The organism is Glycomyces tritici (genome assembly GCF_030403505.1).
In genome coordinates this window covers 650,786-670,848 of sequence record NZ_JAUEMJ010000002.1, presented here as the reverse complement: position 1 = coordinate 670,848, position 20,063 = coordinate 650,786, and the positions used below count along the sequence as shown (strand labels likewise).

General features: G+C 70.9%; 17 protein-coding genes. 14 read left to right on the top strand and 3 right to left on the bottom strand.

Translation table 11 applies throughout. From position 1 onward, the window contains the following. The first annotated feature begins 24 nt into the window (after positions 1-24). From QWI33_RS08330 to QWI33_RS08320, 3 genes are all read left to right on the top strand, one after another. Positions 25-1,767, top strand: a complete 1,743-nt coding sequence (locus QWI33_RS08330; protein WP_289956706.1) for an NAD+ synthase — start codon at positions 25-27, stop codon at positions 1,765-1,767. A gap of 150 nt (positions 1,768-1,917) precedes the next feature. After that, a complete protein-coding gene (gene panB / locus QWI33_RS08325) occupies positions 1,918-2,790 on the top strand; it encodes a 3-methyl-2-oxobutanoate hydroxymethyltransferase (protein WP_289956704.1) in 873 nt (290 codons plus the stop codon). 61 nt (positions 2,791-2,851) lie between these two features. Beyond that, a complete protein-coding gene (locus QWI33_RS08320) occupies positions 2,852-3,538 on the top strand; it encodes an HAD family hydrolase (protein ID WP_289956702.1) in 687 nt (228 codons plus the stop codon). Positions 3,539-3,630: 92 nt separating this feature from the next. On the opposite strand, the gene QWI33_RS08315 is transcribed toward QWI33_RS08320, so the two are convergent. Continuing rightward, complete coding sequence (locus QWI33_RS08315; RefSeq protein ID WP_289956699.1) at positions 3,631-4,338, bottom strand: MOSC domain-containing protein; 708 nt, start codon at positions 4,336-4,338, stop codon at positions 3,631-3,633. A gap of 139 nt (positions 4,339-4,477) precedes the next feature. Between QWI33_RS08315 and glnA the strand changes: the two genes are divergently transcribed. The 5 genes from glnA to QWI33_RS08290 all read left to right on the top strand — a co-directional run bounded on the left by glnA (position 4,478) and on the right by QWI33_RS08290 (position 12,440). Continuing rightward, positions 4,478-5,830: a type I glutamate--ammonia ligase gene (gene glnA / locus QWI33_RS08310; RefSeq protein WP_270117384.1), complete on the top strand. Its 1,353-nt coding sequence runs from the start codon at positions 4,478-4,480 to the stop codon at positions 5,828-5,830. A 17-nt stretch (positions 5,831-5,847) separates the two neighbouring features. Beyond that, complete coding sequence (locus QWI33_RS08305) at positions 5,848-6,531, top strand: type 1 glutamine amidotransferase (RefSeq protein ID WP_289956692.1); 684 nt, start codon at positions 5,848-5,850, stop codon at positions 6,529-6,531. Next, on the top strand, positions 6,524-9,139 hold the full coding sequence (locus QWI33_RS08300) for a bifunctional [glutamine synthetase] adenylyltransferase/[glutamine synthetase]-adenylyl-L-tyrosine phosphorylase (RefSeq protein WP_289956690.1): 2,616 nt from the start codon (positions 6,524-6,526) through the stop codon (positions 9,137-9,139). Before QWI33_RS08305 ends, QWI33_RS08300 begins: the two co-directional genes overlap by 8 nt. Before the next feature lie 559 nt (positions 9,140-9,698). After that, entirely contained in the window at positions 9,699-10,661 is a 963-nt protein-coding gene (locus QWI33_RS08295) for a magnesium and cobalt transport protein CorA (protein WP_289956687.1), read from the top strand. Between the two features lie 378 nt (positions 10,662-11,039). Further along, a complete protein-coding gene (locus QWI33_RS08290) occupies positions 11,040-12,440 on the top strand; it encodes a glycosyl hydrolase family 18 protein (protein ID WP_353895430.1) in 1,401 nt (466 codons plus the stop codon). A gap of 65 nt (positions 12,441-12,505) precedes the next feature. Here the strand turns inward: QWI33_RS08290 and QWI33_RS08285 are convergent, their stop codons facing one another. Further along, on the bottom strand, positions 12,506-12,853 hold the full coding sequence (locus QWI33_RS08285; protein WP_289956683.1) for a DoxX family protein: 348 nt from the start codon (positions 12,851-12,853) through the stop codon (positions 12,506-12,508). 91 nt (positions 12,854-12,944) lie between these two features. Here QWI33_RS08285 and QWI33_RS08280 point away from each other — a divergent pair, with 91 nt between their 5' ends. Beyond that, the gene (locus tag QWI33_RS08280; RefSeq protein WP_289956681.1) at positions 12,945-13,838 is read left to right on the top strand and encodes a LysR family transcriptional regulator; all 894 of its coding nucleotides are present in this window, start codon (positions 12,945-12,947) and stop codon (positions 13,836-13,838) included. Between the two features lie 65 nt (positions 13,839-13,903). Here QWI33_RS08280 and QWI33_RS08275 read toward each other — a convergent pair whose 3' ends face one another. After that, complete coding sequence (locus QWI33_RS08275; protein WP_289956679.1) at positions 13,904-15,232, bottom strand: DUF418 domain-containing protein; 1,329 nt, start codon at positions 15,230-15,232, stop codon at positions 13,904-13,906. Positions 15,233-15,440: 208 nt separating this feature from the next. Between QWI33_RS08275 and QWI33_RS08270 the strand changes: the two genes are divergently transcribed. The 5 genes from QWI33_RS08270 to QWI33_RS08250 all read left to right on the top strand — a co-directional run bounded on the left by QWI33_RS08270 (position 15,441) and on the right by QWI33_RS08250 (position 19,997). Continuing rightward, positions 15,441-16,085 (top strand): response regulator, encoded by a 645-nt coding sequence (locus QWI33_RS08270; protein ID WP_289956677.1) that lies wholly within the window; start codon positions 15,441-15,443, stop codon positions 16,083-16,085. A gap of 29 nt (positions 16,086-16,114) precedes the next feature. Continuing rightward, the gene (locus tag QWI33_RS08265) at positions 16,115-17,182 is read left to right on the top strand and encodes a sensor histidine kinase (RefSeq protein WP_289956675.1); all 1,068 of its coding nucleotides are present in this window, start codon (positions 16,115-16,117) and stop codon (positions 17,180-17,182) included. Positions 17,183-17,219: 37 nt separating this feature from the next. After that, complete coding sequence (gene ligD / locus QWI33_RS08260; protein ID WP_289956673.1) at positions 17,220-18,128, top strand: non-homologous end-joining DNA ligase; 909 nt, start codon at positions 17,220-17,222, stop codon at positions 18,126-18,128. Between the two features lie 80 nt (positions 18,129-18,208). Then, on the top strand, positions 18,209-19,372 hold the full coding sequence (locus QWI33_RS08255) for an alpha/beta hydrolase family protein (protein WP_289956670.1): 1,164 nt from the start codon (positions 18,209-18,211) through the stop codon (positions 19,370-19,372). 109 nt (positions 19,373-19,481) lie between these two features. Continuing rightward, positions 19,482-19,997, top strand: coding sequence for a phage antirepressor KilAC domain-containing protein (locus QWI33_RS08250; protein ID WP_289956669.1), 516 nt, complete (start codon positions 19,482-19,484; stop codon positions 19,995-19,997). Positions 19,998-20,063 lie beyond the last annotated feature (66 nt).

Sequence of the window (20,063 nt, the reverse complement as noted above, 5' to 3'; positions counted from 1 at the left end):
GCGCGGGCGCGGAAGAATAGGCCTATGCCGACGCTCCGAATCGCACTCGCCCAGGACAACCCCATCGTGGGCGACCTCGACCACAACGCCGACCTCATCCGCCGTGCCGCCTCCGCGGCCACGGCCGCCGGGGCGCACCTGCTCGCGACCGGCGAGCAGTCCCTCACCGGTTACCCGGTCGAGGACCTCGCGATGCGCCGCTCCTTCGTGGAGGCCAGCCGCGACCGCCTGCTCCGACTCGCCGAAGAACTCGCCGCGGACGGGAACGGATCGCTGCCCGTCGCCGTCGGATATCTGGACGCGGACGGGCCCATCGGTTCCACCACAGGTCACGGCATCCGGAATGCCTTGGCGCTGCTTCAGGATGGCAAGGTCCTCTTTCGCTACTACAAGCACCATCTCCCTAACTACGGGGTCTTCGACGAGGACCGTTGGTTCGTCGCCGGCCACGAACTGCACCTCGCGCGCATCGGCGGGGTGGATGTGGCCTTCACGGTCTGCGAGGACGTGTGGGGCGGCGTGCCCTTCTCCGTCGCCGCGGAGGCCGGTGCGGGCCTCGTGGTCAACATCAACGCCTCGCCGTACGAGCAGGGCAAGCACGAGCGCCGCCTCAAGGTCGTCAAGAACCGGGCCGCCGGGCTCGGCGCCCCGATCGCGTACCTCAACACCGTGGGCGGCCAGGACGACCTGGTCTTCGACGGCGGGTCGATGATCGTCGCCGGGGACGGCTCGATCCTCTCCAGTGCCCGCCGCTTCACCGCCGAACTGCTCGTCACCGACGTCGAGTGCCCCGCCAGCTCGGGCCGCGACATCGCGAACCACTCCTCGTCGCTGATGAGCGTGTCGCTCCACGTCCTCTCCGAGGAGCCCGCGACCGTGGAGACCCGCATCGAGCCGTCGTTCGCGCCCGAGCTGAGCCGCCACGAGGAGGTCTGGGAGGCCCTGCGCCTCGGCCTGCACGACTATGTGGAGAAGAACGGTTTCCCCTCGGTGCTGCTCGGCCTCTCGGGAGGCATCGACTCGGCCGTCACCGCGGTGCTCGCCCGCGACGCGATCGGCGGCGACCGCGTCTACACCGTCGCCAACCCCAGCCAGTACTCGTCGCAGCACTCGCTCGACGACGCCGCCGACCTGGCCGAGCGCTGCGGACTCAACCACGTCGTCGAGCCGATCCAGCCGATCGTCGACGCCTACCTCTCCGAGATCGCTGTCTCCGGGCTCGCCCTGGAGAACCTCCAGGCCCGCGTGCGCGGCGTCATCTGGATGTCCCTGTCGAACCAGCACGGGCACCTTGTGCTCGCCGCCGGCAACAAGAGCGAGTACGCCGTGGGCTACTCGACCCTCTACGGCGACTCCTGCGGCGGCTTCGCGCCGATCAAGGACGTGCTCAAGACCCTCGTCTACGAGCTCGCGAACTGGCGCAACGAGAAGGCCCGCAGCCTCGGCGAGACCGAGCCGATCCCCGAGAACATCATCATGAAGCCGCCGAGCGCCGAGCTGCGCCCCGACCAGCTCGACTCCGACTCGCTGCCCGATTACGCGGTCCTCGACGGCATCCTCGTGGGCTACGTCGACGGCGACGCCGGCCGCGAGGACCTCATCGAGCAGGGCTACCCGGCCGACGTCGTCGAGCGCATCGCCGGGCTCGTGGACCGCGCCGAGTACAAGCGCCGCCAGTCCGCGCCCGGCACGAAGATCACCGTGAAGTCGTTCGGGCGCGACCGGCGCCTGCCGATCACCAACCACTTCCGGGGCAAACCGAGTTAGCCCGCAGATCACCCGGGCCCCCACGGGCACGGGTGATTTGTCACAGCAAGCGCTTCGCCGGATGACAAGGACATCGATGAGCGTTAGTTTGGATCAGTAATGCCCGGGGACCGGCGCGGCCGGCCACGAGGAGATTCAGGAGCAACGACGATGGCGTCAACATCGAACTCTTCCCTCAGCAACAGCGGCGCTGACGAGATCCCGAGCCTGTACGGGCCGGGCAAGAACGTCAAACGCGTCCGCACCCGCCACCTCATCGAAGCCAAAGAGCGCGGTGAGAAGTGGGCGATGCTCACCTCCTACGACCAGTACACGGCCGCCCTCTTCGACGAGGCCGGCATCCCGGCCCTGCTCGTCGGCGACTCGGCCGCCAACAACGTCTACGGCTACGAGACCACCCTCCAGGTATCGGTCGACGAACTCGTGCCGCTGGTCGCGGCCGTCGCCCGCTCCACCGAACGGACGCTCGTCATCGCCGACCTCCCGTTCGGCTCCTACGAGGCCGGCCCGACCCAGGCCCTCGAGACCGCCGTCCGGTTCATGAAGGCCGGCGCCCACGCGGTCAAGCTCGAAGGCGGCCGCCGCATGGCCGACCAGATCCGCGCGCTCACCAACGCGGGCATCCCCGTCATGGGCCACATCGGCTTCACGCCCCAGAGCGAGCACGCCGTCGGCGGCTACCGCGTCCAGGGCCGCGACGCCCAGGCCGCCGAGGTCGAAGCCGACGCGCACGCCGTCGCCGAGGCCGGGGCCTTCGCCGTCGTCCTCGAGATGGTCACCGCCGCCGTCGCCGCCGAGATCACAAAACAGCTGCCCATACCCACGATCGGCATCGGCGCCGGGCCCGACACGGACGCGCAGGTCCTCGTCTGGCAGGACATGGCCGGACTCCGCCGCGGCCGCCCGCAGCGGTTCGTCAAGCGCTACGCGGAGGTCGCCGACGTCCTCCAGAACGCCGCCAAGGCCTTCGCCGACGAGGTGCGCGCAGGCGAGTTCCCCACCAAGGCACACAGCTTCGAATAACGCGTGAGCCTGGTCGCCTTGCCCTTTGGGCAAGGCGACCTTTCGCGTAGCGTCTCAGTACGTGAACGACGCCATCCTGCTGTTCGACTACGACGGCACCGTGCGGCTCGGCTCCGAGCACGCGACCCATTACGCCCGTCTCGTGGCCGCCCACCTCGACGCCGCGGACGAGCGCGCCTTCCTGGCCGCGCACGCCGCGTTCGTCGCCGGCAAGCCCACGACCGCCTCCACTTTCGACGCCTACGACGCCGACAACGCGGTCCGCCGCCTCGCGGGAGAGTTCGGCGTCGACGACCTGATCCGCGCCGAGGCGTACACCGAGACCCGCAAGCGCATGGCCGCCGGCGAGTTCGACATCTGGGCCCCCAAGGGCTTCCAGGAGTTCATCTGGAGCCTGCCGCGCGGCATCGAAGTGGCGCTGGCGACCAACGCCCCCGCGGCGAGCCTCGAGCCGTCGCTGGAGCGACTGGGCCTGGACGGCCTGTTCGACCACGTGATCGGCGACGCGGGCAAGCCCGAGAGCATGGACTCGATCATCGACGAGTTGCTGGAGGAGCGCCCGGCCGAGGCGCTGCTGAGCATCGGCGACATTCCCCGCAACGACCTCGCGCCCGCCGCCGACCGCGGCTGCGCGACCGCGTACATCGACCACTACGGGCGGCCGTGGCCGCGCGCCACGGTATCCGGGGCGTCCCTTGAGGAGCTGTACCCGTTCATCCACCGCTGGGTGACTGAGCGGACCGCGTGAACCCAGGTTGTCGCACCCACGCTTTATGCTGGGACTGCGCCCTGAGCCGACCGATCCCCGGCTCAGGGCGTCCTACTCTCTTCCAGCCGCCCTCAGGCGGCGATCGCGTCGCCGACCTTGATCGTCACCGGGTCGCTGATACGCAGGTAGATCCCGAAGTGGTTGTCGAGTTCATTGACGATGAACTTGTGCAGTTCCTTGTCGCGCACGTTGGCGCCTTGGGGATCCCAGCTCGGGAGCACGCACCGCTCGCACGGCTTCTGCAGCGTGAACTCGTGGCCGCCCAGGCGGACCTGCGTCCCCGGCTCGATCCCGTACTCGGCGTACGGCTCCAGGTCGGCGTCCACGACCACGTTCGGACGGAACCGCGCGGCCTCCACCTCGCGGCCCATCTGCTCGCTCAACCGGCGCACGCTGGACTCGAAGACCACCAGGATGCGCCCGTAGTTGCCCTTGTCCGTCTTCCGCAGCTCGACGCCCTTCTCGGCGTCGATGGTCTCGGCCAGCCGCGCCGGCAGCCCGGCCTCCTCGGCGCCCCAGGCGGCCCCGCCCGGCTCGTACAGGACCGGCTCGCCCGACACCGCGTCGGCGCAGCCGCACTGCGCCGGCCAGGCGGCCTCCCAGCCCATCATCTTCGGGTGGCTGCCGCCCCACACCGCCTTGTCCGACCCGGGCTCGAACAGGCCGAGCAGGCGGTCGCCCGCCAGCCCGTCGAAGTCGACCACGGCCGACCGGAGCGACTCGCCCCGCAGACCCTTCACGGGGTAGCGCCACAACTCTTTGATCTCGCCTGCGAACATGCCCCCTAATGTACCCAGGCTCACGTTCGGGCGCCATGTACCACATTCAGTTCGGGCTCGCAAGCACGCCAAGGCCGGTTAACGTCGATGACATAAACAGGTGAGACAATTGCGGCCCCAGGACCTAGGAGGACACACCATGGAACGCCAGAAGGAGTTCGTGCTTCGCACGCTCGAAGAACGCGACATCCGCTTCGTGCGGCTCTGGTTCACGGACGTCCTCGGCACGCTCAAATCAGTGAGCGTCGCCCCCGCAGAGCTCGAATCCGCCTTCGACGAGGGCATCGGCTTCGACGGCTCCGCCATCGAGGGCTTCGCCCGCGTCTACGAGTCGGACATGGTCGCCATGCCCGACCCGACCACGTTCCAGGTCTTCCCGTTCGAGGGCCGCGGCATCGGCGAGTCCGCCCGCATGTTCTGCGACATCCTCACCCCCGAAGGCGCACCGTCCTGGGCCGACCCGCGCCACGTGCTGCGCCGCGCGCTCTCCAAGGCCGCCGACCGCGGGTTCACGTTCTACGTGCACCCCGAGATCGAGTTCTTCCTGTTCAAGGACATCTTCCCGGAGACCGGCGACAAGCCCGAGCCCGTCGACGACGGCGGCTACTTCGACCACACCACGCACTCGGTGGCCCGCGACTTCCGCCGCCAGGCGATCCTCGCCCTCGAGCGCATCGGCATCTCCGTCGAGTTCTCCCACCACGAGGTCGCCCCCGGCCAGCAGGAGATCGACCTCCGCTACGCGGACGCGCTCACCACCGCCGACAACATCATGACGTTCCGGCACACCATCAAGGAGGTCGCGCTGACCTCCGGCGTCACCGCCTCCTTCATGCCCAAGCCGTACAACACGCAGCCCGGCTCCGGCATGCACTCGCACCTCTCGCTCTTCGAAGGCGAGGACAACGCCTTCCACGACCCGGGCGACGAGCAGCGGCTCTCCAAGACCGCGAAGGCCTTCATCGCCGGGCTCCTGCGCCACGCGCCCGAGTTCACCGCGATCACCAACCAGTGGGTCAACTCCTACAAGCGGCTGTTCACCAGCCCGCAGCCCGGCCAGATCTCCGAGGCGCCCTCGTACGTCTCCTGGGGCAAGGCCAACCGCTCCGCGCTCGTGCGCGTCCCGGCCTACGGCAAGCCGAACTCGGCCCGCGTCGAGATCCGCTCGCTCGACTCCGCGACCAACCCGTACCTGGCCTACGCCGTGCTCCTCGGCGCCGGCCTCAAGGGCATCGAAGAGGGCTACGAGCTGCCCCCGGGCACCGAGGACGACGTCTCCGCGCTCACCAGCGCCGAGCGCATCGCCGCCGGCTACCAGCCGCTCCCGGGCAACCTCTCCGAGGCCCTCGACAAGATGGAGTCCTCCGACCTCGTCGCCGAGGTCCTGGGCGAGCACGTGTTCGACTACTTCCTGAAGAACAAGCGCCAGGAGTGGGAGGACTACCGCACCCAGGTGACGGCGTTCGAGCGCAAGCGGTACATCAACCTGTGACCGATTAGCATGGGGGAGTGACCACCGCACTCGTCATCGAGAACGACCCCGCGCAAGGCCTCGGACGGGCCGCCTCCTGGCTCGCCGAAGCCGGCATGGAATTCGACACGGTACGGCCCCACCTCGGTGAGGCCGTACCGAACTCCGCCGGAGGGCACGACGCCCTCATCGCCCTGGGGGGCGGGCGCGGCAAGGACTGGGCCGACGACCTCGCCGGACTCCTGGGGACCGCCGTCGCCGACACCACGCCCGTGCTCGCGATCTGCTCCTCCGCGCGGATGCTCGCCACCGCGTTCGGCGGCGTCGTCGAGGACCGGGACGAGCCGTTCGGGCCGCGCATGCTCGCCAAACGCGACGCCGCCGGCCGCGACCTCATCTTCGGCCCCTCGCCGATGACCCTCGACGTGATCCGCTGGCGCCGCCAGGAACTCGTCGAACTCCCGCCCGGAGCGACGCTCCTCGCGGCCTCCCCGCAAGGGGCCCTCGAGGTCTTCCGCGTCCGCGACACCGCGTGGGGCGTCCAGTCCCACTTCGAGTTCACCCCCGAGCAGCTCGCAGGGTTCGGGGACTTCGACGACCGCGCGCTCGCCAAGGCCGCCGAGGTGGACGAGCACATCGTCGCCACCTGGAAGCCCATCCTCCAGCGGTTCGCGCGCGTCGCCGCGGGCGAGCGGAAGGCGCTGCCGGTCCTCGATGCCTGAGCCGGAGAAGAGCACCGGGGCCGATGCGGCCCGCCTCGCCGTGGTCGAGGCGAGCAACGCGCTGGGCGACTTCATGCGCGCCCACCCCGAGACCGAGGCCGCACTCACCGAGGACGAGGACACCGGCCTCGCCCGCCTGCGGGAGGCGGGCCCGTTCGAGCTGAACGCCGCGTGGAAGGCGAACCTGCTGCGGATCGCCGCGCACGACCTCACCGGCCAATGGGACCTGCGCGCCACCTCGGCCGCCTTGTCCCGCTTGGCGGACGCGGTGCTGGCCCGGGGCCTGGAGCTCGCCCGCGAGGACCTTCCCGGTGAGACCCGGCTCGCGGTCGTCGCCATGGGCAAGACCGGTGCGGAAGAACTCAACTACGTCTCCGATGTGGACGTCGTGTTCGTCGCCGAAGGCGACCTCGACCTCGCCACCCGCCAGGCCGCCCGCATGATCCAGATCGTCGGGCCCGCGACCTGGCCCGTCGACGCGGGCCTGCGGCCCGAGGGCCGCCACGGCGCGCTCGTGCGCTCGATCGACGCGTACCTCGCGTACCTCAAGGACTGGGCCCGCACCTGGGAGTTCCAGGCGCTCCTGAAAGCCCGCCCGGCCGCGGGGGACCTGCAGCTCGGGCTCGACTGGCTCGCGGCGGTGCAGCCCTTCATCTGGGGCGCGGCCGACCGGCCCGGCGTCGTGGCCGACATCCGCGACATGCGCCGCAAGGTCGCCGATTCGGTGCCGCGCGCCGAGCGGCGCTACGAGATCAAACTGGGCCCCGGCGGCCTGCGCGACATCGAGTTCGCGGTGCAGCTGCTCCAGCTCGTGCACGGCCGCGGCGACGCGACCCTCCGCGTCCGCTCCACATTGGAAGCACTCGAGGTCCTCGTGGCGGCGGGCTTCCTCTCGCGCCGCGACGGCGACGAACTCGCCGACACCTACGTCTTCCTGCGCACCGTCGAGCACCGGCTGCAACTCCAGCGGCTGCTGCGCACCCACCGCGTCCCCGATGGCGGCGAACCCCTCCACCACCTCGCCCGCACCCTCGGCTACAAGACCGACGAGGCCTTCCACACCGCCTGGCGCGCGCACGCGACCACCGCGCGGCGCCTCCACGAGAAGCTCCTCTACAAGCCGCTGCTCGACGCCGTGACGCGCGTGCCCACGCACGAGCTGCGCATGACCGAGTCCGAGGCCGCCTCGCGGCTGGCCGTGCTCGGCTTCGCCGACCCCGCAAGCGCGCTCACCCACATCAAGAAGCTCACCGCCGGCGTCTCCCGCACGGCCACAGTGCAGAAGGCCCTCCTCCCGGTCGTGCTCCACGAACTCGCCGACTCGCCCGAGCCCGACCGCGGGCTCCTCGCGTACCGGCAGGTCTCCGACAAGCTCGGCTCCACACCCTGGTATCTGCGGCTCCTGCGCGACGGCGGCCCGGCGGCCGTGCGCCTCGCCCGGCTCCTGGGCACCTCCCGCTACTTCACGGGCCTGCTGCTCCACGAGCCGCAGTCGCTGCGGTACCTCTCGGACAACGCCGACCTCACGCCGCGCTCGCGCGCCGAACTCACGACGGGCATGAGCCAGGCCGCCGCGCGGCACACCGAGCCCGCCGCCGCGATCGGCGCCGTGCGCGCGATCCGCCGCCGCGAACTCATCCGCATCGCCGCCGCCGACCTCCTCGAACTCCTCGACGACCAGGCCGTGGGCCTCGCCCTCTCCGACCTCACCGATGCCGTGCTCGACGCGGCCCTCCACATTGCTGCGCGCAATGTGCCCGACGCGCCACCGATAGCCGTGATCGGCATGGGCCGCTTGGGAGGACGCGAGACCGGCTTCGGCTCCGACGCCGACGTCGTGTTCGTCCACTCCGGCGAAGGCGACGCCGGACGCAAGGCCGCCACCAAGATCGTCGAAGCGGTGCGCACCCTCCTCGCGGCCCCGACCGCCGACCCTCCACTGCAGCTCGACCTCGACCTGCGCCCGGAGGGCAAGGGCGGCTCGATCGCACCGAGTTTCGCCGCGTACCAGCGGTACTACGCCGACCGGGCGAGGCTGTGGGAGCGCCAGGCGCTGCTGCGGGCCCGGCCCGTCGCCGGCGACCCGGCGCTGTGCGAGGCCTGGACCGCGTTCGCGGACGGCGTGCGGTACCGGCCCGGCGGCCTCACCGAGGCCGAGCGGATCGAGTTCCGGCGCGTGAAGGCCCGCGTCGACTCCGAGCGCCTGCCGCGGGGCGCGGACCCCAACGGCCACACCAAACTCGGGCGCGGGGGACTGGTCGACATCGAGTGGACCGCGCAGCTGCTGCAGCTCGAGCACGGCGGCGACGCCTCACTGCACACCACCCGCACCGTGCCCGCGCTGGAGGCCGCCGCGGCGGCCGGGTATCTGAGCCGGGAGGACCTGGCGGCGCTGCGCGAGGGCTGGGAGTTCGTGTCGCGGGTGCGCAACGACATGACGCTCGCGCGCGGCGTCCCGCGCGACGACCTGCCGCGGTCGGGCCCGGAGCTGGCGGCGCTGGCGCAGACGCTCGGGTTCGGCGAGGACACCGAGCGGTTCCTCAACCACTACCGCAAACTCACCCGCCTGGCCCACGATGCGGCGCACCGCATCGTCTACGAGACCTGACCGCACGGCGATACGCGAACCGGCGGTTGCGCCGGCCTTGAGGCGATAGCGCGGCTAGCCCGCCGGGCCGACCGCGCTGGCCTGTGCCCGATGGCCTTGCGGTGATAGCGTGTCTTGCCCGCCGGGCCGACCGCGCCGGCCTGTGTCCGTTGGCCTTGCGGTGATAGCGCCCTCCCGGCCGACCGCGCCGACCGCGCCGGCCTTGCGGTGATAGCGCCCTCCTGGCCGACCGCGCCGGCCTTGCGGCGATAGCGCGGCTAGCCCGCCGGGCCGACCGCGCCGGACTGTGCCCGTTCGCCGCAGATCCCGACCGTTCACCCGATCCGGTGAAGATCGGCCGCTAAGGTTCGTTTGGCGGCGGTTGTTGTCGGTGGGGCGCGGGATGATCGCCGCAGTCTTTCCCCTCTAGTGGTGGGTGGGGGTTTGTGGACGGGTAACCGCCGGAGGTCAAAACCGGAGCCGGGGCCCAGCGAGGTCGAAGATGAGCCGAGGCCGAAACCGGAGCCGAAGCCCGGCCGAGGTCGAAGATGAACCGAAGCGGCCCAAGACGGAGGTGCGGATGATCGACTACACCGTGATCGGTCCCGAAGGGGCCGAGGACGGGCGCGGCAGCGCTGACGACCTGCGCGCGGCGGCCGGCGCCAAGGACGCCTTCGTCTGGGTCGAGCTGGACGTGCCGACCCCCGAACTCCTCACGGCCGCGCTCGAAGCGCTCGGCCTCGACCGCTTCAGCATCGACCCCGCGCACAAGACCCAGCGCCGCCCGAAGGTCGAGACCGTGGACGGCGCCGTGCTCGTCCTCGTCAAGACCGTCTGGTACATCGAGGCGACCCGGCAGGTCGAGACCGGGGACCTCGCCCTCTACACCGACGGGCGCTCGCTGGTCACCGTGCGCCGCGGCATGGTCGATCCCGTTCCGGCCGTTCGGAGGCGGCTCGCCGATGATGCCGGCTTCCGCGCCGAGGGCCTCCCCGGCGTCGTCCACGCCCTCTTCGACGCTGTCATCGAGCAGTACGACGGCGCGGTCGAGGACCTCGCCGACGACGTGAGCGACCTGGAGCGCGCGATCTTCTCCGGCGAGCGCGTCGACCGCAACCAGGAGATCTACTTCCTCATCCGCGAGACCCTGGAGTTCCAGAACGCGGTGAGCCCGCTCGTGCCGTTCGCCCGCTCGCTCAAGCAGCGGCACGGCAACGCGGTGGTGCAGCACCCGGGCTTCGGGGCGGTCGCCGGGCACCTGCTCCGCGTGGACGCCGCGATCGAGACCTGCATGAGCCTGCTGACGACCGTGCTCACCGCCCATCAGGGCCAGATCGGCACCTGGCAGAACGAGGACACGAAGAAGATCTCGGCGTGGGCGGCGATCGCCATCGCGCCCACCATCGTCGCGGGGATCTACGGCATGAACTTCGACGACATGCCCGAGCTCCACTGGGCCCTCGGGTACCCGCTCTCGCTGGTGCTGATGGCGCTGGTCTGCGTGCTGCTGTACCGGGGCTTCCGGCGCAACGGCTGGCTCTGAGGCCAAGCCGCCCAACACTATCGGGGTTCGACTTCCAAAGGGGACGAGTGAGGGGCGGTGCCGCCGCGTCCGCTCTCGACTCGCGAGTGCTTTCGCGAAGGTGCCGCCCCTCTGGCCCTGCCTGCCTTCGCAGACCACTGTAGCGAAGCCGCGCAACGCGAAAGTGTGGAGGCGATCGTCGCGCTGCGTCGCAATAGAACGCTCCCATTTCAGACCTACCGGGCCATTGAAATTTTTCGATGTAAATCCTTGACTTCAATCCGCGTTCCCGTAAAAATAAAGATACCTATCAGTTAAGTCTCTTTACTTTTGGGAGGAACATTGAGGCGACTGAAAACAAGACGGATGATCGCGGCGCTCACCGCGGCCCTGGCCGTGATGACCGCCGGCGCGATCTACATCGTCGCCAACCCCTTCTCGGCCTCCGCCGCGATCGCCTGCTCGCCCGCCTGGTCCTCCTCGAAGGTCTACGTCGGCGGCGACACCGCCAGCCACAACGGCACCGAGTACCGCGCCAAGTGGTGGACCCAGAACGAGACCCCCGGCACCACCGGCGAATGGGGCGTCTGGGAGTCCAAGGGCGCCTGCGGGGGCGGCACGAACCCCACCCAGTCCGAGAGCCCCACCGGCGAACCCACCGAGCAGCCCACCGGCAACCCCGGCGGCGGCGGCAAGATCAACGCGGCCTACTTCACCGAGTGGGGCGTGTACGGGCGCAACTACCACGTCAAGAACATCGTCTCCTCCGGCTCGGCCGAGGACCTCACCCACATCGTGTACGCCTTCGGCAACGTCAAGAACGGCCAGTGCACGATGGACGACTCCTACGCGGCGATCGACAAGGCCTACACGGCCGACCAGTCGGTCGACGGGAAGGCCGACACCTGGGACCAGCCCCTCCGCGGCAACTTCAACCAGCTCAAGAAGCTCAAGCAGATGTACCCGGACCTGCAGATCCTCTGGTCCTTCGGCGGCTGGACCTACTCCGGCGGCTTCGGCCAGGCCGCGCAGAACCCGGCGGCCTTCGCCGAGTCCTGCTACAACCTCCTGCACGACCCGCGCTGGAACGGCGTGTTCGACGGCATCGACATCGACTGGGAGTACCCCAACTCCTGCGGTCTGACCTGCGACACCAGCGGAACGAACGCGTACCCGAACCTCATGGGCGCCCTGCGCGCCAAGTTCGGGAACGAGCTGGTCACCTCCGCGATCACCGGCGACGGCAACGCGGGCGGCAAGATCGACCTCGGCGGCTACGGCAAGGCCGCGCAGTACGTCGACTTCTACATGGTCATGACCTACGACTACTTCGGCGCCTGGGACAAGGACGGCCCCACCGCACCGAACGCGCCGCTCAACAGCTACAGCGGCCAGCCGATCGCGGGCTTCGACGGCGCCACCGCCATCGCCAAGCTCAAATCCCTCGGCATCCCGTCGTCGAAGCTGCTGCTCGGCTTCGGCTACTACGGCAGAGGCTGGACCGGCGTCACCCAGTCGACGCCGGGAGGCACGGCCACCGGTCCGGCCCCGGGCACGTACGAGGCCGGCATCGAGGACTACAAGGTCCTCGTGAACAAATGCCCCGCAACGGGAACCGTCGCCGGCACCGCCTACGCCTACTGCAACGGCGAATGGTGGAGCTACGACACCCCGGCCACGATCGCGACCAAGACGGCCTGGGCCAACAGCCAGGGCCTCGGCGGCGCCTTCGCCTGGGAGCTCTCCGGCGACACCAGCAACGGCCAACTCGTCAGCGCCATCGCCGCCGGCCTCGACTAACTCCATAGGCTGACCCGTCAGGTCGGCGGGACCTCGCGGTCCCGCCGACCGCTTCGCGTTGCAGCTCAAGCGATGATCATCAGCCACAGCACGGCGACGCTGAGCGACAAGAACAAGAGCGGGCCGTAGAAGTTGTGGAAGACCCGGTGCCGAATGTGGAGCGCCGTCGCGAGGACGAAGAACAGCACGAGCCCGACCGCGGCGGCGATCCCCAGCGGCCGCCAGAACAACCCGACCGCCAGCCCGACCGCGGCCGCGCCCTTGACGAGGCCGAGGAGCGGCAGCCACGAGTCCGGCACGCCGACCGCGTGCGAGTTGGCCTTGACCCAATCGGCCTTCATGAAGTTCGCGACGGACTCGACCGCATTGAACAGGACGTTGACGAACGTGACGGCGACGAGCGCGATGACCATGGGACGGCTTCCTGACGAGGCTCCGGTTGACCAGCCCAGTCTCCGACGCCCCACCCGCACCGTCCAATACATGCATCGATAACCTGCGGTTATGGATGTGGACACCAGGCTCCTCCGCTACTTTCGGGCCGTCGCCGAGGAAGGGAACCTCACCAGGGCCGCCGCACGCCTCTACATCTCCCAGCCCGCGCTGACCAAGCAGATCCGCCAACTCGAAGACCAGCTCGGCGCGTCCCTCTTCGAACGCTCCCGGTCCGGCATGGCGCTCACCGGGCCCGGCCACGCCCTGGCCCGAGCCGTACCCGCGGTCCTGGACGCATGGGACCGCGCCGAACGCGCCGTCCGCGCCGCCGAAGCCGAAGCCTCCAAAGTGCTCAGGATCGGCTTCCTCGCCAGCGCCGCCAACGAGAAGACCCAGGACGTCATCGCCGGGTTCCGGACGCGGCGGCCCGACTGGCGGGTGGAGATGCGCCAGGCGAGCTGGGGAGCGCCCGCCGCAGCCCTGGTCTCCGGCGAGGTCGAGGCCGCGTTCATGCGGCTGCCCTTCCCCGGCCAGGAGGACTGCCGCCTCCTGCCGCTGCTCACCGAGCCCCGCTGCGTCGCCATGGCGGCGAACCACCCGCTCGCGCATCACGGCACGCTCTGCATCGACGACCTGCTCGACGAGCCGTTCATCGCCGCCCCGGGCGCGACCGGGGCCTTCCGCGACCACTGGATCGCCGCCGAGGCCCGCGGCGGCCGCCCGGTGAGGATCGGTGCGGTGACGGAGCATCCGGACGACTGGCTGAGCGCGATCGCGAACGGCGACGGCATAGCGCTGGCCCCGGACAGCGCTGCCCGCTACTACGCGCGGCCCGACATCGTCTACCGCGAGGTCACCGGCATCACCCCGAGCACCGTGGCCCTGGCCTGGCCGAAAGCCGCGAGTCCGACCCCCGCGCTGGCCGACTTCATCACCGCCGCAAGGGAAGCGACCGGAGCCTAGAGGGAACCGCGGACCGGCCTTCGCCCCCAGATCGGGCCGGTCCGCGGCTCCCGGTTCGGGGAGCCCTATTTGACGAGCTTCGCGGGCAGGGTCGCCCAGTACATCGGGTACTCGAGCGGCCCGCGCTTGAAGAACCGCTTCCAGATCGGCGCGAAGACCAGCATGGTCACGACGAAGAGCGCCCACATGCGCCAGCCGGTCGCGTAGCCGACCCCGTTGGCGGGGTGGTCGACGAGGTACCAGACGGCCGCGATGTGCGCGACGTACGCCGTCAGCGACGTCGAGCCGACCGCGATGAGCGGCGCGAGCCAGAACCGGAGCTTTCCGAAGCGGCCCAAGAGGAACACGAGTCCGGCGATGATCGTGAGCGCGACGCCGATGTTCCCGGCCAGTTCGAGGGGCATGTTGGAGTGCGGGCTCGCCGACGCCAGGCCCGTCCAGTCGAAGCCGCCGCCGCCCATGACCTTCTCGTCGGGCGCCAGCTCCCAGATCGAGGCGTGCTCGGCGTCGAACGCCTCCCACTCCTCCTTGCCCCAGTTCGCGGAGTCCTTGCCCTCCAACGCCTTCGACATGGCCTGGTCGAACGACTTCCAGCTCGCGTCCGAGGCCGAGGAGCCGGCGGTCGCCGCCGAGGGCAGGAGCTTGCCGATGAGCCACGCGCCGCCGTATCCGAGGAGGGCCAGCGCCGGGCCGATGATCAGCAGCCGCACCTGGATCGCGAGCCGGGTGAGGTCGAGCTTGCCGACCGCCATGCCCGCGAACACGTACGCCATCCACGCCAGCCCCGGGTACGTCCCGTTGAACAGCAGCGCGATCAGTCCTTCGCCGCTCCACATCGCGAGCGGGTCCTTCGCGGTGAACGAGTCCATCCACGCGGTGTCCACCGTCCACAGCCACTGGATGAGGAGCGGCCCGCCGATGCCGACGCCGACGGCGATGATCGCGAGCGTCCGCGCCCGCAGTCTGATGAACGGCAGCGCGAGGAGGAAGAACAGGCCGTAGTACGCCAGGATCACCACGATCGAGGTGCCCATCGCGACCAGCCACGAGCCGAGGGCCAGCAGCAGGACCGAGCGGATCGCGATCCGCACCGCGGTCTGCCGCATCGGCCGGCCGCTCTTGGGGCGGCTGCCGCCCGCGAGGAGGACGAGCGAGAGCCCGGCGAGGGTCGCGAACAGCGCGGACGAGCGGCCGTGGGGGATCTCCATGAGGAAGCTCTTCCATGTGCCCGTCTCCTCGGGGAAGGGCCCGACGTGCGCGTAGTACATGCCGAACACGGCCAGGGCGCGGGCGGCGTCGATGCCGAGGAGGCGGCCCAGGGACGCTTCCCGGGCGGGCGGGCCCTCCGGTGCGGCCGCGAGTTCGCGCGGCTTGAAGACGATGACATTGCTCATGACGCCAGCGTGCGGCCGCGCGGGCCCCCTTCCCATCCGGCGATGCGCGGTCGTCGGCCCGCCGCCGGGCGGCATCCGATCCCCCGCCCGGCCGGAACGCCCCCGCCGATCGGCGGGTCTTGCCCGCACCCGCCGCGCCGAGTGCGGCAGGAGGTGGCGCGGACGTGCTACCAATCGTCAGGGACACCGTCACGAGGAGGCCGCACGCATGATCCGGGTACTGGTGGTCGACGACGAGGCGCTCATCCGCACCGGCTTCCAGCACATCCTCAACGCCGCCGGCGACATCGAGGTGGTGGCCGCGGTCTCGGGCCGCCAGGCGCTGGCCGAGGTCGGGCGGCTGCACCCGGACGTCGTGCTGCTGGACATCCGCATGCCGGACGTGGACGGCCTCACGGTGCTGGAGCGCCTCCGCGCGCTCCCCCGGCCGCCGGTCGTCGCGATGCTCACGACCTTCGACACGGACGAGTACGTGGCCGCAGCCCTGCGCATGGGCGCGGCCGGGTTCCTCCTCAAGGACACCGACCCCGAGCACCTCGCGCTGCAGGTGCGCACGCTCGCGGCCGACGGCGTGGTCCTCTCCCCGAAGGTCACCTCCACGGTCGTCGACGGCTACCTGGCCGGGCGCGCCCCGGCAGGCGGCCCCGTCGAGCGACTGAGCGCCCGCGAGCGCGAGATCCTGGTCCTGCTCGCGGACGGCCTCTCGAACGGCGAGATCGCCGCCAGGCTGTACCTCGGCGTGGGCACGGTGAAGGACCACGTGAGCGCGATCCTCACCAAGCTCCAGGTCTCCGGCCGGGTCCAGGCCGCGCTCGCGGCCGAGCGCGCCGGGCTCCTGCGGGACCGCCGGTGAACCGGCTGCGGCGCTGGTGGCGCCCGTGGATGACCGACGCGGTGCTGGTCGTGGTGAGCGCCCTCGACGTCTGGCTCGTCTACTGGTGGGCCGAGTCGACCTGGGACGTCTGGCTCATGGGCGCGGGCGTCCTCGCCCTGCTGCTGCGCCGCCGCCGGCCCATGGCGGTGTTCCTCGTGACGCTGCCGGTCGCCCTGTTCATGGGGCCCGCCGCGGCCCCGCTCATCGCCCTGTTCACGCTCGCGACCCGCACCCACCGGCGCTGGCTGCTCGCCGTCGCGACCGTGGTCCTGGCGACCTGCATGATCTGGCCGGTCGGCGAGGCCGCCGGGTACCCGCTCGACTCGTGGATCCTCGCGGACGCGGCGTACGCGCTGGCCCCGGCCGCCGCGGCGGCGTTCCTCGGCCAGTTCGTGCAGGTCCGCCGCGAGCTCTCGGCGCGGCTGGTGGAGATCACCGAGGCGCGCGAGCACGAGCAGCTGATGGCGACGCAGAAGGTGCTGTCGCAGGAGCGCGCGCAGCTCGCCCGCGAGATGCACGATGTGGTGTCGCACCAGGTCAGCCTGATCGCGGTCCGGGCCGGGGCGCTCCAGGTGAGCACTGGGGACGCGGAGGCGAAGGAGGCGGCCGGGACGATCCGCATGCTGAGCGTGCGGACCCTGGACGAGTTGCGGCACATGGTGAACGTGCTGCGCGCGGGCGGCTCGGGTCCCACGGACCTCGCCCCGCAGCCGACGCTGGCGCAGCTCGCGGACCTCGTCGCCGGCAGCGGCATCGAGGCGACGCTGCGCATCGGCCCGCACCCGGAGCTCGATCCGCCCGCCGAGCGCGCGGTCTACCGCACGGTGCAGGAGTCGCTGACGAACGTCCGCAAGCACGCCCCGGGCGCGAGCGCGGAAGTCGTGCTCGTCCACGAGCACGGCGGCGTCATCCTGACGATCACCAGCACCGCCCCCACCCGGACCGCGGTGCCGCTGCCGAGTTCCCGGCACGGGCTCCTCGGCCTCCACCAGCGCGCGGCGCTCCTCGGCGGGACGCTGACCTGGACCGCGACCCCCGACGGCGGCTGGCGCAACACGCTCACGCTCCCCGTCTGACGGTTTCCGGGCAGCCCGGCACGGGTACCTCCCGCGCATGTCGACGCAGACGATGACGATCAACGGCCACGACCTCAAGCTCTCCAAGGTCGAGAAGGAGCTGTTCCCGGACGACCACGTGAGCAAGGGCGACATGGTCGAGCACTGCCGCTCGGTCGCGGCGGCGATGCTCCCGCACCTGGCCGACCGGCCGCTGACGCTGCGACGCTTCCCCGACGGCATCGGCGAGTCCGGGTTCTTCCAGAAGCACGCCTCCGACTACTTCCCGGACTGGATCCGGACCGAGAGGATGGACGCGGAGGAGGGCACGGTCGACTACGTCGTGTGCGACGACGAGGCGGCCCTGGTCTACCTCGCGAACCAGGCCGCCATCGAGTTCCACATCTGGCTCTCCAGAGTGGACAAACCAGATCGCCCCGACCGGCTCGTCATCGACCTCGACCCGCCCGACGGCACCCCGGTCGCCACCTTGCGCGAGGTCGCCCGCCGGGCCCGCGACCTGTTCTCCGAGGTCGGTCTGACGCCGTTCGTGCAGGCCACGGGCGGTCGCGGCTTCCACGTGGCCGCCCCGCTCGACCGCTCGGCCGACTTCGACGCCGTGCGCGAGTTCGCCTCCGACCTCGCCGACCGCCTCGCCGCCGCCGACCCGGACCGCCTCACCACCGCTCAGCGCAAGGCAAAGCGCGGCGACCGGATCTTCCTGGACTGCAACCGGAACGCCTACGGCCAGACGTTCGTCTGCCCCTACTCGCTCCGCGCGCGCCCCGGCGCGCCCGTCGCCACGCCCCTCGACTGGGACGAGCTCGGCCGCGCGACCCCGAACGGCCAGAGCCCCGCGTCCATGCGCAGGCGCCTCGCCCGCAAGAGCGACCCGTGGGCCGACATGGACGCGCACGCCGCCTCCGCGCACGACGCGCGCAAGCGCCTCCTCGCCCTGGGGGACTAGCACCCTCGTCCGAGGCGACCCGAGCGCGGGCGCACTAGGATCGAGCGGTCACCCTCCCGCTTGACCTCCGAGGACGCCACGTGAAGACCACCCTGGAAACCGACGCTCCGGCTCGCAAGCGGCGCTGGCTGCGCCCGGTCGTCATCACGCTCTCCGTGCTGCTGGTGCTCGCCCTCGGCGCGCTCGGCGCGGCCGGCTGGTACTTCTCCGGCGAGGTCATCAACGTCTCGCATGAGGAGGACCCGTACGGGCTCGAGGTCGTCGCCGCCGACGGCGCCACGGTGACCCTCCCGCTCACCGCGGCCTCCGAGGCGCCCGGCACCTGGGGCCTCCAGTGGGAGGACGGCCAGGCCGTGCTCGGCGACGTCCTCGCCAGCGACGACGAGACGGTGACCCGCGCGGTCGACTCGGTCCTCTTCGGCGACCTCGCCGCGGGCACGAAGGCCCGCATCGACAAGTGGACCTTCCGCGACGACCCGAAGACCGGCCTCGGCCTCGACTTCGCGGACGTCGAGGTTCCGGCCGACCTGGGCGACATGCCCGCCTGGCACGTCCCGAGCGACCCCGCCTCGCCCAACGCCGGCACCTGGGTCATCACCGTCCACGGCCGCAACGCCGCCCCGGCCGAGACCCTGCGCGGCGTCGGGCTCTACGCCGGCCACGGCTACCCCGTCCTCGCCGTCACCTACCGCAACGACGAAGGCGCGCCCAAGGCCCCCAACGGGATGCACGCACTCGGCGCGCACGAGAGCGAGGACGTGATCGCCGCCGTCGACTACGCCCTCGCGAACGGCGCGGAGTCCGTGATCCTGCACGGCTGGTCCATGGGCGGCGCGGTCATCGCCACCGCCTACCGCCACCTCGACGACCCCTCGGTGGTCGAAGGCCTGGTCTTCGACTCGCCCGTCATGGACTGGAACTCGACCCTCGACATGCAGGCCGCCGACCGCGACGTCATCGCCCCGATCACTTGGGCCGCCAAGCGCATCGTCGAGTTCCGCGCGGACATCGACTTCGACGACCTCGACCAGCGCAACTTCGCGGACGAGTTCGACCTGCCGATCCTGCTCTACGTGGACACCGCCGACGAGACCGTGGACCACACCGCGACCCTCGACTTCGCCGAGATGCTCGACCCCGCGCAGACCACCGTCATGGAGACCGCCTCGGGCCACACCGCGTCCTGGAACGAGGACCCGGCCGCGTACGCCGCGACCCTCGAGTCCTATCTGGCGGGTCTCTGACCGGCCGGAAATTCGGCCGTTGACCTGTGCATCCGCGAGTTCGCGCGCGGACGGAATGTCGTACCCCCCGCATAGAATCGGGGGAGAGCACGACGAACGGAGTGGATGCATGAACATCACCCCAAGCCCGCGCACTGCGCACCGCGACCCCCGCGGTCTCACCAACCGCGACCTCGCCCTGATGGTGCTGGAGGAGGCCGATCGCGCCGACACGGCCGAATCCCACCTCGAGGCCCTCGCGCCCGCCGCCGAGTCCTGGCACCGCCTGGCCTCGGCGCGCGGCACCTTCTCCGCCGCGGACGCGGCGAAGATCCTCTCCCGCGACCCGGCCATCGACCTCGGCCAGAACCGTCTGTTCAGGACGCTGGGCGACCTCCGCTGGGCCTACCGGCAGCGGCGCGACCACGCCTGGCGCGCCCGCCAGTCCGCCGTCGACGCCGGCTGGCTCACCGAGATCCCGCAGTCCCACCACCACCCGCGCACCGGCGAGCTCCTCCTGGACGCACCGCAGCTGCGCATCACGCTGAAGGGCCTCTCCGAGCTGCGGCAGCGCCTCGGCACCTCGGCGGCCCTGCCGCTCAAACGCGACAACGACCGCGCCCGCCCGGACGACAACCGCCCGTGACGGCGAACGGGCCCGATCGCCGCGAACGGCGATCGGGCCCGGCCCTTTTTCTGCAAGACCGAGGCG